Genomic DNA, 15374 nt, shown 5'->3' with positions numbered 1-15374 from the left:
TTAGATGTTTTCTTTTAAAATTTGATACCTAAAACCCAAATATGTATAACCTTGCTTTATGTACATATCCTTAGCTGTATCTTCACCATCTGCGACAAGAATTACTGGCTTGGTTTTAGCTAATTTACCGACGTGCGATTGAATTGATGAACCAATAGCGTTATGTCTGTATTGCTCCATCACACCTAATCCATCTATTTCCAACGTATGTGATGTAATAATTAAATCAACAATTCCAACAGGCTTTTTCCCTAAGTACGCAATTAACCTATTTTTTCCATCTGACAAGAAGCATTCCTTGATTTGCTTTGCACTTTCTTTGGCATACTGTTCTCCAAAAGGCAGAGCAAAGTAGTTATGAATATATACATAATCATCAATGTTTTGCTTTGTCACTTGCTGAATTATCACTTGATTATTTTGAGGCAATTGCCTTAGTTCATTAGCCTCTATTGCATACAATTCCAAAATACCTAGTTCAAAACCTTGTTGTCTAATAATATCTAACCATTGTTTACTAAGAACTTCATTTTCAGGAAAATAAAACGACAAATGATTTGAACCTTGTTTAAGATGATATTCCTGTTGTTCTTTCAAATCTTCTGTCCATTGACTTATTGTGGGCATTTTTTTATAGATCCATGTATTACTATCAAATTTAAGTGGATGTCCCGGCGTTAAATAAATGATTTTACGGTTGTCTTCTGAATATTTCACACCATCGACATAGATATCATTTAACGTGATGTGATTCATAGATTTCTACCTCGCAAAGTTTGATATATATTAATGTTATTGTATCAAACTTTTAAAACGAGTGTGATTTAAGATGGTCGCACCAATCAAGCTAGATATAATAGCTTTAATAATATCTCCAGGCATAAATGTAAATGATAGTAAAAATGCCTTAGAAATCGGTATATGTATAATGAATCCCATAATGATAGTACCGATGATATCTAAAGCTAGAACCCCGATAATTAATGTAGTGACGAAGAGTATAAGGAAATTAATTTTCCCATAATAACGGTCTCTAATTAATCCAATAAAGTAAGCTATAAATGGATATAAAAATAGGAATCCTGCTGATGGGCCAACAAATACACCTATTCCTCCACGTCCTCCGGATAAAACTGGTAAACCTGTGGCAGCTAACAATAAAAAGACAATCACACTCAATGCGCCCATTTTACGCCCTAATATGATCCCAGCTAAAAAGATACCAATGTTCTGTAACACAATTGGTACCGGCATAAACGGTAAAGGCACACCAGGTACTAATCCTAAAATGCAAATAATGGCAGTCATCAAAGCTGTAAAAACTAAATTCTTTGTACTCACTTGTTCATCCTCCTTACATGAGAATGATTATAACACCAATGTAAACTTTAATAAATAAAAAGTTTACATATCCTGAAATTATTAATTCTACTTATTAAGCTTTTTTCGCTAAATAAGAAATATAATCGAAAAACGCATTATGTTCAACATAATTAACTACATTCACTTTACGCCCGTTATCATCTTTGTATGTCTTTCCTTGACTCGGCCCATGACTTATTACATTCACATTCATTTTTACTGATTTTACTAGTTTAGGCATACCAACATATGCAGTTGTTAGAACATCCCATAAAAAGTATGTAGAATTTGTAAAGAAATGCGTTAATGGTGGTACTGCAGCATAACTTACTCCTAAAAAATCAATCCCTACAAATTCTCTCTCGTCCGCCCATTTTTGGCGCACATCTAATGTCAAAGGCACTTGATTTGTACTTTCCAAAGCTACCATATCAATCTTAAGATTACTATCGAACACCGTTTTAACCGCTTCAGGGTCCCAGAACGCATTCCATTCTGCAGTGCCATCGTGTTCTGGTTCTTCAACATTGCCTTTATCTAGAAAAGTTCCACCCATCCATACTAATTTTTCTACATTTGATAGGAATGATTGATCATGACGCATCGCTTTAGCTAAGTCGGTAAGTGGACCAGTAAAGAGTAATGTCACCTTTTCAGTACTTGCGTTTACTTTTCGGATTATATCTTCATAAGCTTCATAGTTACTTTCATTAGCTCGTTTAGGCGTTTGGCTTTCATTTAAAATTGGTAATGCATCCATAAAGAAGGCGTGCATTCTCCATTCTTTAGGAAATGGATTTTTACCTCTTTCGTAAGATGGTGCAACTTGTATCGATTGATTAGAAAATCGATTAATAACTTTTACTGATGCACTCAATGAAGGTTCAAGATAACAGTCGGCTCCAATTGTACTCACACCAATTAATTCAACATCTTCCATTTGCAGTAATAAAAATAAAGAAATTAAATCATCAACTCCACCATCATGGTTAAAATAAACTTTAGTCATAATTATCTCTCCTCCATTCTTAATTATTATTTTATCAAAATTCTCATAGTGTATTAAAAACAGGTTGCCACTATTGTAGCAACCTGCAATATAACCAATTGATATTCGTTAATTCCCTTTTTTGAATATTATTTTGCATCCATTAATTTTTTCTTCAAGTCTTTACGCATAAAGTCTAACGTATAAGGATCATTATACCAATAAGTTTCAGCTTTTACCTTAACAACGTGGCCTTTTTTAACTGCAGGTAAATTTTTCCAGATATTTGTTTTTTCATAACCTGGAGTAGATTTACCGGCACTTGTTGACACGATATAATCCCCTGCAACTTTCTCAATTTGCTCTTGATTTACTTCTGCCCAACCTGCTTTTTTAGTTAAATCATTTTGACCTTTAGACATCTTTAATCCGAATGCTTGATATAATACTTCGCCACCACGGCCCCAGTTATCACCGTATGTATATAATTTTTTATCAAATTCATCGAAGATTGAAACTGTAGCATCTTTACCTATCTTGTTCTTGATTTCTTTACCGTCTTTAGCTGTTTTTTCTTTCCACTGTTTTTCCCATTTTTTAACTTCGTCTTCTTTACCAAGTAATTTACCTAATTCCTCTTGTTGCTCTAGGTATTTATGCTTTTGGTAATTGAAAGGTACAGTAGCTGCAATTTTTTTATATTTTTTAATATTTTTATTTTGATCTAAAACGATGATTAAATCTGGTTTTTGCTTGGCAACTTTTTCAACATCGTCGTCTCCCACTTTAGTAACACCTTTAAATTTATCTTTTAAAATATGACTTTGATCAACTTGATTACTTACTGCAACGATATTTCCACCTAATTTTTTAATTCCACCTGCGTATGAAGGTGCAACAACTGCAATACGTTTTGGATCTTTAGGTATTTTAATTGTTTTACCATCATCTGTTTTATATGACTTAGTTTCTGCCTTTTTATCTGAGTCCTTTGAGCTGTTTCCTGAGTTGTTTCCGCATGCTGCTAATACTAGGACTAAGACAAATAAAGGTAATAATAATTTTCTCATAGTTCCCTCCTAAGTGATAACGATTATCAATTTCGATATTAATTATACGAAAATCATTGTAGTTTTACAATAGTTTATTAAATTCGTATTTTTAAAAATTAAAAAAACAACATGTTATCCGAGAACGATAACATGTTGTATTAAGACACCCCTTACATCTTACCTGTAATACTTTTAGCAATATTCGTATAAGCCATGTCTTCCATAGGAGGATTATGCAATCCAGCCCTCATATCTCTATAATAACGTTGCAACGGCCGATCCATCTCTAAACTTTTAGCTCCAACGATTCTCATTGCTAAATCTATGACTTCCATCCCTTGATTCATCACCATTACCTTACTAGCTGAAGTTACATTCCAAATTTGTGCATCTTCTTCATATATTTGGTAACCTTGTGCAGTACTCCATAAGAAATGGCGCGCCGACAATAATAAACTTTCCATTTTACCTAAATTCTGTTGAACGGTCGGCAAATCTGCTATTGTTCCTTCGATGCTATTGGGGCTATAATTTTCCGCAAAATGAACTGCATAATCTCGAGCAGCTTGCGCAATACCCAAATAACAACTTGGTATATGAAGAATCCACCCATTCGGTTGAGGTTTACGACTAGCTTCAACAAAATACTCGTATGGTATATGAACATCATTAAGAACTAAGTCATGACTTTCAGTGGCACGCATTCCTACCATATTCCAATTATCAGCAACTTCAACGCCATCAAATTCTCGAGGTACTAAGAAGAATCCAACTGTATCGAGCTCTTCTACATAAGCTCCAACAATGTAATGCGTTAATGCTTTACTCATTGAGGTAAATGTTTTAACTCCATTTAGCACATAACCATTGTCTTCTTTAACAGCATGTGTACCTGGCCGCCCACCTCTAGTAGGACTACCGGTTTCTGCTTCGCTAACAGCACGATTAACTAGCGCTCCATTTACAATCTCATTCGCGAATGTATTGAGCATACTTTGCTCCCACATATTTTGTTCATATAATTGACCAACCACACTGAGATGCCATCCAATTGATAAAGCCGTTGCGCCATCTATTGCACCTAAATAACTTTGTAAGATGACCATATCTTCTATTGTTGCACCTTCTCCACCGTACTCTTTAGGTAAAGTCAATTTAGTATATCCCTCATCGACTAACCATTTTATATTTTCAAATGGAAATTGACCTTGAATATCATTTTCCGCAGCTCGTTGTTTAAATATATCTTCCACTTGTTTAAACTTTGCGATCCATCTTTTTTGAATTTCTGTGCGTACTAGAAACGACTGTACCACTTCTCTCACCTCAAATACATTCCCTTTTAATTAATCCTAGTTTAACACTCGACTTTTATATTTGAAAGTCTCCTTTTTGAAAATGTTTCTCACGATTAAAATATATTTCCGAACCCTCTAAAAAACCCTTGAATGATCTCCAAATTGTATCATCCAAGGCTTTATTTTCTACATTACGTAATTAATATTTAACACTTAACTTAGCGAACAACTTTCCTAAATCGAACTACATCTTCAGCAAAATAATTTAAGTGCGATGTTTCCCTCCTGCAAACAGCATCAACCACGTTGCTAAAATAAACGGCATGGTTAATGCAGGCAAACCAAAAGGTTCAAGCAACGTATTTAATCCGAGATGTATAAATACTGTTAACAATACACCACAACCTGTAACCAAATAGCTATTCATCGTTGTTTTAAAAGTAACACCTAGTGCAATTGCCGTTAAAACTAAATTATAGCCGAATAAACCTTCATTGATGTCTGTATAATTACCACCTAATAATCCAACGATGACGAAACCCACAAGATTAGCAATAACTGCGTAAATGCCAGCCTTCCTAGAACCTATAAATATACCAACTAGGATAAATAAACCACCTATAAAATTTGGTACAAGAAATACTTGGCTAAACCCTTCTATAAGAGATTTAAAAAATTGGATATGTTCATTCCCAAGATCAAATGACGCTTTTTTAATATGACCAGGAATGATATCTAGTTCAGTAGTTAAATGTTTAACTTGTCCAGGTATTAATACAGTAATCCAAGTCATAATGACAAAAGGTGAAGTTAGCATAGATACACCATATGATTTCAGAAATTCTCTAATTGCTGAACCCATAGGTAGTGTTAATATTGTTGCAATTAACGTAATTAATACACCACTCCAATTATTGTCTATGAATAATATTAATGCTATAGCAGTTAGTACCGGACTAAATCCTGCTAACCCATTGTCAATTTCTTCTTGTGAGTAGTTCATATACGGTGCAAGTAAGTAAGCAATACTACTAGCAAGAAGTGCACTTAAACCCACTTTCCAATTCGCAACAAATAAACCAATCAATACTAATAAACCAGTCCATTTACTATTAATCAATAATACCTGAGCGATATTTTTCAATATTACTTCAATTGTTTTCAATTCTTTCACCTTAATTCTTAAAAATTTTAAGTATATTCTAGTGCTAAAATAAAATATCTTAAATATTAATAATCCTTTTTCTAATAGAATATTTTTAAATATTAGATAAAAATTATATTCGATGTTATTTGTACACTAATTGTAAAACATCTTTATTAAAATAACAAAATTATCTTACCGCATTACTTGTTTATTCAATTAAATCGTTCTAAGATTAATTTTGCAAGGCAAATTTTTTTGAAAGAAGGGATTATTTTTGCATTTCACACAACGAGAGCAAGATAAGTTAATGATAGTTGTGGCTGCAGAAGTTGCTCGTCGCCGTAAAGCACGAGGCCTTAAACTCAATCATCCTGAAGCACTTGCTTTGATTAGTGATGAACTACTTGAAGGAGCAAGAGATGGTAAAACTGTTGCTGAACTAATGAGCTATGGCAAAACGATTTTAAATGAAGACGATGTCATGGACGGTGTTGCAAGTATGATAAAAGAAATTGAAATCGAAGCAACATTTCCAGATGGAACTAAATTAATTACTGTCCATCATCCGATAGTTTAAGGAGGACTATATAATGATTCCTGGTGAAATAAAAGTTAAAAGTACAGAAATAGAAATCAATAAACATCATCCTGAAACTGTTATTGAAGTAAAGAACACAGGTGACAGACCTATCCAAGTTGGTTCTCATTTTCATTTCTTTGAAGCTAATAAAGCTTTAGCATTTGATCGCGAAAAAGCTTATGGAAAGCATTTAGATATCCCTGCTGGAGCTGCTGTTAGATTTGAACCTGGTGACGAAAAGGAAGTTCAACTTGTTGAATATGCTGGTCATCGTAAAATCTTTGGTTTCCGCGGTTTGGTCAATGGTGATATAGACGAAGAACGCGTCTATCGTCCAACTGGTAAAAATGATGAAAATGCTGGCATTTTCGGTGATGAAGGCGAACAAAATGCGAATAAAAAAGGTGGTAAGCAATAATGAGTTTTAAAATGACACAATCTCAGTATACAAGCTTATACGGTCCTACCGTTGGTGATTCAGTGAGATTAGGAGACACAAACCTTTTCGCACAAGTTGAAAAAGACTATGCTAATTTCGGTGATGAAGCTACTTTCGGTGGTGGTAAATCAATTCGCGATGGCATGGCACAAAATCCGAATGTAACCCGAGATGATAGAAACGTAGCAGATCTTGTATTAACGAATGCCCTAATTATCGATTATGACAAAGTTGTCAAAGCAGATATTGGCGTTAAAAATGGCTACATTTTCAAAATTGGTAAAGCAGGTAATCCTGATATTATGGATAATGTAGATATTATTATTGGTTCAAACACTGACATTATCGCTGCAGAAGGTAAAATCGTTACAGCCGGAGGTATAGATACACACGTACACTTTATCAATCCGGAACAAGCTGAAGTAGCCCTTGAGAGCGGTATTACTACACATATTGGTGGTGGTACTGGTGCATCTGAAGGTACTAAAGCAACTACTGTGACTCCAGGCCCATGGCATATACATCGTATGTTAGAAGCCGCAGAAGAACTCCCTATTAATGTAGGATTTACTGGTAAAGGTCAGGCCGTAAATCATACAGCGCTGATTGAACAAATTCATGCTGGTGTAATCGGTCTAAAAGTACACGAAGACTGGGGTGCTACGCCTTCAGCATTAAGTCATGCATTAGATGTCGCAGACGAATTTGATATCCAAATCGCACTTCATGCGGATACGTTAAACGAAGCTGGCTTTATGGAAGATACGATGGCAGCTGTTAAAAATAGAGTGTTACACATGTACCATACTGAAGGTGCTGGTGGCGGACATGCTCCAGACTTAATTAAATCCGCTGCTTATCCAAATATTTTACCGTCCTCTACGAATCCTACCCTACCTTATACACATAATACTGTAGATGAACACTTAGATATGGTAATGATTACCCATCATTTAAATGCTTCTATACCTGAAGATATTGCTTTCGCAGATTCAAGAATTCGTAAAGAAACGATTGCGGCCGAAGACGTACTTCAAGATATGGGCGTATTCAGTATGATTAGTTCTGACTCACAAGCAATGGGACGTGTGGGTGAAGTGATTATTCGTACTTGGCAAGTTGCCCACCGCATGAAAGAGCAACGCGGATTACTAGAAGGTGACTCTGAATATAATGACAATAATCGTATTAAAAGATATATTGCTAAATATACAATTAACCCTGCTATCACTCATGGTATTTCAGATTACGTTGGTTCAATTGAACCGGGTAAATTTGCCGACCTTGTCGTGTGGGACCCAGCATTCTTTGGTGTCAAACCTGAACTCATCGTTAAGGGGGGGCTTATTAATTCAGCTGTGAACGGTGATGCCAATGGTTCTATACCAACTTCAGAACCACAAAAATATCGTAAAATGTATGGTCAATACGGTGGTAACATTACTCATACAGCAATGACTTTTGTATCAAACACTGCTTACGAAAATGGTATATCCCGTCAATTAAATTTACAACGCGTGGTTCGTCCTGTTAAAAATATACGTCAGTTATCTAAAGCAGATATGAAAAATAATAATGCTACACCTAAATTAGATGTAGATCCACAAACCTATGAAGTATTTGTAGATGGTGAAAAAATCACTAGTGAAGCTGCTACTGAATTACCATTAACTCAAAGATACTTCTTATTCTAGGAGGCATACAAATGATTATCGAAGAAATTCAAGGCAACATTGCGAATTTATCTCCTGAAGAGAAACAAAAACACATTGAAAAAGTTTACTTAGAGAACTCTGATTTAGTAAAAAGAATTCAACGTGTCAAAACTGATCACGGTAATGAAATAGGTATCAGATTAAAACAACCGATTGATTTACAATACGGCGATATCTTATACCAAGATGAAACAAATATTATTGTGGTCGACGTAAACTCTGAAGATTTATTAGTAATTAAACCTAGAAACCTTAAAGAGATGGGAGATATTGCACATCAACTCGGAAATCGTCACCTTCCAGCACAATTTACAGATACTGAAATGTTAGTTCAATATGACTATTTAGTTGAAGATTTACTTAAGCAATTAGGTATTCCTTTTAATCATGAAGATAGAAAGGTAAATCAAGCATTTAGACATATAGGACATTCTCATGATTGATCATCAACATCTAAGACTTTTTCAGTTCTGTGATTCTCAATTTCCGACTGGTGCATTTAGTCACTCATTTGGTCTTGAAACTTATATTCAACGACAGACGGTACATGATGCTGAATCATTTACACAATGGCTTACACTCTTTTTAAATGAACAGTTGACTTATTCAGATGGTTTAGCAATGCGAATTGTATATGATGCTTTAGAAAATAATAATCAGACAAAAATTTTGGACATCGATAAAAAAATATTTGTTCAAAGTGTGCCAAAAGAAACTCGAGTTGGTACGAAACAAATGGGCACGAGAATGGTTAAATTGGCAATGGAACTTTATGATGCACCGTGGATCCAGTGGTATCATGAACAAATGAATCTCAAAAAAGCAAAGCTACATCCTGCGATATGCTTTACTATTTTAGGTCATCATTTAGGAATGAACATTGACACAATCATAGATTATTATTTATACCAAAACGTATCCAGTTTAACTCAGAACGCTGTTAGAGCTATCCCTCTTGGTCAAACTGCCGGACAAAAAGTCGTAACGAACATGATTCCATATATTGAAAAAACACGTCAACACATATTAGAGCTAGCAGAATCTGATTTTGGTATGACTGCTCCAGGATTAGAACTAAACCAAATGGAACATGAAAACGTGAATGTGAGAATATTTATATCATAGGAGGCATATTTTATGGCTGAACCAATTAGAATTGGAATTGGAGGACCTGTAGGTGCAGGTAAGACTCAATTAATAGAAAAAGTTGTTAAACGTCTATCTCAAGAAATGAGTATCGGTGTCATAACTAACGATATTTACACTAAAGAAGATGAAAAAATATTAGTCAATAGCGGTGTGCTACCTGAAGATAGAATTATCGGTGTAGAAACAGGTGGTTGCCCGCATACTGCAATCCGTGAAGATGCTTCTATGAACTTTGCTGCTATTGATGAATTATTAGAACGCAATGATGACATTGAACTCATTTTCATTGAATCTGGTGGCGATAATTTAGCAGCTACTTTTAGTCCTGAACTTGTAGACTTTTCAATTTATATTATTGATGTGGCTCAAGGTGAGAAAATTCCTCGCAAAGGCGGACAAGGAATGATTAAATCTGATTTCTTCATTATAAATAAAACAGATTTAGCTCCTTATGTTGGTGCTTCGTTAGAACAAATGGCAGAAGATACGAAAGTCTTTCGTCGTAACCGCCCTTTCGCTTTCACTAATTTGAAAACGGATGAAGGTCTAGATGAAGTGATTGAATGGATTGAGCGAGATACACTACTTAAAGGATTAGCTTAATGGCACAATCTAAATGGACAGGAGAACTCGACTTAACAGTCTTTAATAACGGGCATCGTTCCGTTGCTCGAAATATCTTTTTTGAGAAAGCACTGAAAGTCCTTCGTCCTGTGTATCTTAATCAATCTACAATTCCAACATTTTATATTGTTAACGTCGGTGGTGGCTATTTAGATGGAGATCGGTATCGTCTAAACATAAATCTTGAAGAAAACGCCCAAGTTACCTTGACATCCCAAGGCGCCACAAAAATATACAAGACACTAAATGATCGCGTAGAACAATATCAATCTTTTAATTTGGCGAATCACTCTTATATGGAATTTGTAGCCGATCCAATTATCGCTTATGAAAATGCAAAATTCTATCAACATAATACGTTTCGTTTAGAAGCTGAAAGTTCTATGTTTTACACAGATATTCTAACGCCTGGCTATTCTTCAGACGATCATGATTTCACTTATAAATATATGCACTTAATTAATGAAATTTACGTAGAAGACGAGTTAGTCACATATGATAATATGCTATTAAACCCTGAGAAAAATCAACTTAGTTCAATAGGCTATATGGAAGACTATACACATTTAGGCTCAGCTTATTTTATACATCCAAAAGTAAATCAGAATCTTATTGATGATATTTATAAACAAGTATCGCATTATGAAAATGAATTGAATTGTAGATTAGGCATTACACAGTTACCCACACACGGACTTGCAATACGTATTTTAGCGAATCGTACACAAACTATCGAAAAAATATTAACGAAAGTTCAATCATATATCGCTCAAGTACTTTATCAGCGCGAAATAGAATTTTTAAGAAAATATTAACTATTATTCACATTAAAAGACTAGGCATACTACTCCGATAGTAGACCTAGTCTTTTTTTAGAAATCTTCATCCTTAAAACACACATGAAACTTCAGTTCTCTAGTATTTTTTAAATATATTGTTCTAATTCAACAATTAATTTTTTAATTTTCTCTCGTTGCTCCGCTGTTACAAATACAATAACTGTTCTTTCATCATGCACGCTTCGTTTTTTTGATAATAAATTCAAGTCTTTTAATTTTTGTAATGCTTTAGTTAAATAATAAGGTTTAAATTCTGAACATGTAGCAATTTCTTTAGAAGAGATTTCGTTAGATTCACTTTTTAAAATGTGATTAAGAATATAAATTTCTTCATAATTTAAATTATATTGCTTTTTAGTATCTCTGAAAAACTTTTTTACTTGAAATGTAGCATTGACCAAATCATTGATATCTTTGATTTTTCCCATATTAAAACCACTCCTCTGATGCACATCTTGTTGTAGCAAGGTTCACATGTATTTTATCTAACCGAAAATTTCTCCGCCCATGTTACAAAATACATTTTAAACAAATAGGTATAAAAATTCAATATTTTTATTACTACAAAATGCATTTATAGATTTATTTCTTAACCTATACATTTATATAAGTGAATTTGATGTAATTAAAAATTATAATCCAATTTATATAACACTAATTGCATCATAGTAATTTTAAAATTTTATATAATTCCTATCAGTTTAATTAGCTTTATCACATAGTCGTCAAGAGTGGTTTTTATTGTTTACTATTCTTTACTGTTCATAAGCATACCAATATTTTGGAGTATTAATGAATAACTTAGCATATACTAGTTATTGAATTTTCTGTTTAACATAATCTACAAATGCTTGAACATCTTCAGTTTTAATTTGTTTCATAGGCACTTTACCGATATTAAATTCAAACATAATATCTTTGCCATCAAATTCCACTTGATTTACTTCATCATATCTAATATTTCTATAATAGAATTGACCATTCATATCTACATTCATAATCAAACGTTCATTAGTAGCAATGAATGCACCTTCAAATTCACTTTGCCCCTGTACATTGTATTCAATGATACCTAATACAGAAGGTCCTTTCTTTTCAGTTGGGAACAAATCGTCCGGATTTACATTATCTAAAATCATTATCTATTCTCCTTACTTTATCAAATCAATTTTGTTTTATAGTCGTTCTATTCCCGTTTCCAAGCTATTGTAACATTCACTAATGGTTGATTTAATGTAGTCCACTTTTTCTTCATTAACACTTAAAACAATATTTCTCTCATCTTCAGTACTTCTACTTTTATTAATATATCCTTTGGCATACAATTTTTTGATAATAGGGCTGACTGTAACAACCCCTTTTAATAAATGAGCTTTAATATTTTTATAAGTGGATGGTTCATTACTAATAATCAGTAGCCCTAATATATATAATTCTTCTAAAGATAACTGGTCTTGAAACGGCACTTTTTCAATGCTTTCAAATTGGTCATGACAATTTAAATAATAAGGAAGTGCAGTATGTTGATTAATGTAAGCGATGGATTTAGATTTTAATTCTAAAAATGATTTAAAATCCTCAAACATAAGGGCTATTTTTTCATGTTGCACTGCTGATAGACAAATGATTAATCGTCGTTGATCAAGCGGATCACGTTTTTTAGTGAGCCAATTAAAATCATATAGTTGATTTATTAATTTAAGAAGATGGTTTTTTGAATAATTTCTATAAAAGATAATAGCATTCAAACTTAATCCTTCTTTATGTTTCTCAGTAAAATGGTATATGAATTGTAATAATTTTAATTGTTCCACCGTTAAATTATAGGAAACTCTCAAATATTCTATCGAAATGTGATCTAATACAAAGTGAGCTAGAAAACTTTTAATCTTCTGTTGATGCATATGATGACAATCCTCTCTTAGCAACCAACCACGCTCTACAATGAAATAAGAAATTTAATATGGGCAATACTATCTTTAGGAATTTCTATCGAAGATTTTGAAATTTCTTTGAAATTTAATTTTGCTAACCAATGGTGTTGATGATAAAGCATTAGATTGTCCAGACTATTGTTCTCACTTATCGCATACCTTTGAATATCGAAATACTCTACCTCTGCATGGTTGAGTTGTTTAATATCTGAAAAAATTAATCGATATTGATTCACATTCATCTTTGATTTGATATTTAAAAAATATGTAATTACTTGATACTCGTGTTTATATCGAGTCATTACCATCTGGTTATTTCTATAAACTATTTCGCCTCTCAGTTGGTTTAACATACTGATTACATAAGATACTAACTGGAATGCATTCGGCTCTTGTTGAGCTATATTAACTACCACATATTTTTCTAAATAAGGTAACGATAAACCACTCACTTTATCATATTGGTTCATTAATAATCTTATATAATCAATTGTTTGTATATTTAGTAGTTTTTCCTTATTTTTTATTAATTGGTCTACTTCAATAATTATTTTAGACTGATAAATATCGAGGTCCTCTAATAAGTTAATCGGTATCATTATTTTATCCACATCATTTACTATTCGCGCTAAACCTAACTCTTCATATTGGCCAGGTTTTACTCGATAAATCAATTGATAATCATCAAAATACTTATTAATAGATTGTTGTAACTGGTGGATTAAACTACACTTAACTTCTTCTATTAAAAACCCTAATTGAAAATGATTAAATTGACGCAAAAATATAAATAATACTTCCAATGCTTGATGAAATGACATTTTCTCTGATGAGTTAAATACATCTGGCCTTGAAGTTGATACTTTAAATATAGGATGCATATTTAAATCAGATATAAATTGAAGAAGTTGTAACAACTCTTTTATAAACGACTCTCTATCTTTAAATATATCTTTATAATTTAAATCTACTATATAATGTACATTTCCTTTATTGATATTTAGTGCTCTTTTCATGTTTAGAAATGAACATTGGTCAAAATAATTATTGTTAATATGTTCAATATAAAAGTCCGGTGATTGATATATATTGTTACTTTCTGCCACTTTAATTGTACGCTCTTCTATTTCAAGTGAAGTTTCTTCTCTGAATTCACTTAGAGACTTTAGAATATGTCGATTTAAATCAATTTCTTCAGATTTATTTTGGAAGATAGACGTTGCTATATAATCTCTTCTAATTAATTTAGGTGTGTTACCATAAGTATCTTTAAATAATTGTATAAATCGAGAATAATGGTGGAAGCCATGATCAATTGCTATCTCTTCTATAGGTCGACGTGTAGTTAAAATATCATTTAGACAAAACTTTAAACGTAGATGGTTAAGGTATTGGTTAAATGTTTGAAAGGGCGTTTCTTTAAACATACTTGTAAGTGTTTGATTAGATAACTGAACTGCATTAGCTAAGTCTTGCTTATTTATTTTATTTTCATGGTGATTAACTAAATATTCATGAACTTCTTCTGAAATGTACATTTTTTGATTAAATGGGTGGTCAGTATTCTCAAAATGACTTAGTTCAACAATTAAATACAGAATTAATTTATTGGCCTCTGTTTTGTAAGCTTTTTTTAGAGTATGTAATTCCAATAACTTTATTATCCAAAATTTAACTCTTTCTTGCTCATTTTTATTTATTTTTAGACCATTAGATAACATTGAGTTATTCGCAATTCTAAGATATGAATCATAAGGTATATCAATAACACAGCAAATTGAATCATTTTCACTTTTAAATGAGTATGTATCATTTAAAAGTACGAATGCAATTTCATCTTTAATTAATTCATACTTGTTCAAATTAATAGTTAACTCACTCTTACCTTGTAAACAATAGAATACTCTTACATTTAATGCTTTAGTTGTTTTAATAGCTAATTGATTAAAAACACGTATCGAATAATTCTCTCTCATATGTCTGCCTCACGATGTAGTATTGTGTTTTTGTTTATTAAAATTCTCCCCGATTGTTAAAAACTAAATTTAACTAGACAACATCTATATTTCATTCTTAATTATACAATCTTTAAATTTTTAGCTGTAGCAAATTAGATTAATATTATATCAATTTTCTTTTTAATTTAAATAGCTTTACCTAATATTTTTCGATTAATATCCTTAATAAATCTTTCAATATCCACACAAACGATTTATTGAACAGGCAAACATCATCTAGTTTATTCAA

General features: G+C 32.5%; 17 protein-coding genes. 7 read left to right on the top strand and 10 right to left on the bottom strand.

All coding sequences use genetic code 11. From position 1 onward, the window contains the following. From HMPREF2642_RS00550 to yut, 6 genes are all read right to left on the bottom strand, one after another. Positions 1–756 carry a GNAT family N-acetyltransferase gene (locus tag HMPREF2642_RS00550; protein ID WP_049428287.1) on the bottom strand — a complete coding sequence of 252 codons (756 nt, stop codon included), beginning with the start codon at positions 754–756 and terminating at the stop codon, positions 1–3. Positions 757–792: 36 nt separating this feature from the next. Further along, the gene (locus HMPREF2642_RS00545; RefSeq protein WP_002432276.1) at positions 793–1341 is read right to left on the bottom strand and encodes a biotin transporter BioY; all 549 of its coding nucleotides are present in this window, start codon (positions 1339–1341) and stop codon (positions 793–795) included. A gap of 94 nt (positions 1342–1435) precedes the next feature. Continuing rightward, a complete protein-coding gene (locus HMPREF2642_RS00540) occupies positions 1436–2374 on the bottom strand; it encodes a nucleoside hydrolase (RefSeq protein WP_176744837.1) in 939 nt (312 codons plus the stop codon). Between the two features lie 125 nt (positions 2375–2499). Continuing rightward, entirely contained in the window at positions 2500–3420 is a 921-nt protein-coding gene (locus HMPREF2642_RS00535) for an ABC transporter substrate-binding protein (RefSeq protein ID WP_049428290.1), read from the bottom strand. A 152-nt stretch (positions 3421–3572) separates the two neighbouring features. Next, entirely contained in the window at positions 3573–4718 is a 1146-nt protein-coding gene (locus HMPREF2642_RS00530; protein WP_023351291.1) for an acyl-CoA dehydrogenase family protein, read from the bottom strand. A gap of 247 nt (positions 4719–4965) precedes the next feature. Next, entirely contained in the window at positions 4966–5865 is a 900-nt protein-coding gene (yut, locus tag HMPREF2642_RS00525) for an urea transporter (RefSeq protein ID WP_049428292.1), read from the bottom strand. A gap of 256 nt (positions 5866–6121) precedes the next feature. Here yut and HMPREF2642_RS00520 point away from each other — a divergent pair, with 256 nt between their 5' ends. From HMPREF2642_RS00520 to HMPREF2642_RS00490, 7 genes are read left to right on the top strand one after another with little or no spacing between them, the layout of a single operon-like run. Continuing rightward, positions 6122–6424: an urease subunit gamma gene (locus HMPREF2642_RS00520; protein WP_002469713.1), complete on the top strand. Its 303-nt coding sequence runs from the start codon at positions 6122–6124 to the stop codon at positions 6422–6424. 13 nt (positions 6425–6437) lie between these two features. Continuing rightward, on the top strand, positions 6438–6845 hold the full coding sequence (locus HMPREF2642_RS00515; protein ID WP_023351289.1) for an urease subunit beta: 408 nt from the start codon (positions 6438–6440) through the stop codon (positions 6843–6845). Next, positions 6845–8560, top strand: a complete 1716-nt coding sequence (gene ureC / locus HMPREF2642_RS00510) for an urease subunit alpha (protein ID WP_023351288.1) — start codon at positions 6845–6847, stop codon at positions 8558–8560. Before HMPREF2642_RS00515 ends, ureC begins: the two co-directional genes overlap by 1 nt. 11 nt (positions 8561–8571) lie before the next feature. Next, positions 8572–9024: an urease accessory protein UreE gene (gene ureE, locus HMPREF2642_RS00505; RefSeq protein ID WP_049428293.1), complete on the top strand. Its 453-nt coding sequence runs from the start codon at positions 8572–8574 to the stop codon at positions 9022–9024. Continuing rightward, entirely contained in the window at positions 9017–9706 is a 690-nt protein-coding gene (locus HMPREF2642_RS00500; RefSeq protein ID WP_002432764.1) for an urease accessory protein UreF, read from the top strand. Before ureE ends, HMPREF2642_RS00500 begins: the two co-directional genes overlap by 8 nt. 12 nt (positions 9707–9718) lie before the next feature. Next, positions 9719–10333: an urease accessory protein UreG gene (gene ureG / locus HMPREF2642_RS00495; protein WP_002453820.1), complete on the top strand. Its 615-nt coding sequence runs from the start codon at positions 9719–9721 to the stop codon at positions 10331–10333. Then, complete coding sequence (locus tag HMPREF2642_RS00490; RefSeq protein ID WP_070597523.1) at positions 10333–11169, top strand: urease accessory protein UreD; 837 nt, start codon at positions 10333–10335, stop codon at positions 11167–11169. Before ureG ends, HMPREF2642_RS00490 begins: the two co-directional genes overlap by 1 nt. A gap of 110 nt (positions 11170–11279) precedes the next feature. Here HMPREF2642_RS00490 and HMPREF2642_RS00485 read toward each other — a convergent pair whose 3' ends face one another. The 4 genes from HMPREF2642_RS00485 to HMPREF2642_RS00470 form a co-directional block, all read right to left on the bottom strand. Beyond that, positions 11280–11621 carry a SarA family transcriptional regulator gene (locus tag HMPREF2642_RS00485; RefSeq protein WP_002432301.1) on the bottom strand — a complete coding sequence of 114 codons (342 nt, stop codon included), beginning with the start codon at positions 11619–11621 and terminating at the stop codon, positions 11280–11282. Between the two features lie 387 nt (positions 11622–12008). Continuing rightward, positions 12009–12332, bottom strand: coding sequence for a PH domain-containing protein (locus HMPREF2642_RS00480; RefSeq protein ID WP_002432947.1), 324 nt, complete (start codon positions 12330–12332; stop codon positions 12009–12011). Between the two features lie 36 nt (positions 12333–12368). Beyond that, complete coding sequence (locus HMPREF2642_RS00475) at positions 12369–13097, bottom strand: transcriptional regulator, SarA/Rot family (protein ID WP_037550054.1); 729 nt, start codon at positions 13095–13097, stop codon at positions 12369–12371. 35 nt (positions 13098–13132) lie between these two features. After that, positions 13133–15103, bottom strand: coding sequence for a helix-turn-helix transcriptional regulator (locus HMPREF2642_RS00470; protein WP_070597521.1), 1971 nt, complete (start codon positions 15101–15103; stop codon positions 13133–13135). Positions 15104–15374: the final 271 nt, after the last annotated feature.

This window comes from Staphylococcus sp. HMSC055A09, from assembly GCF_001809655.1.
Classification (GTDB): domain Bacteria; phylum Bacillota; class Bacilli; order Staphylococcales; family Staphylococcaceae; genus Staphylococcus; species Staphylococcus capitis.
Note: the sequence above shows the minus strand (reverse complement) of the source record. Positions and strands in the feature narration are given on the sequence as shown.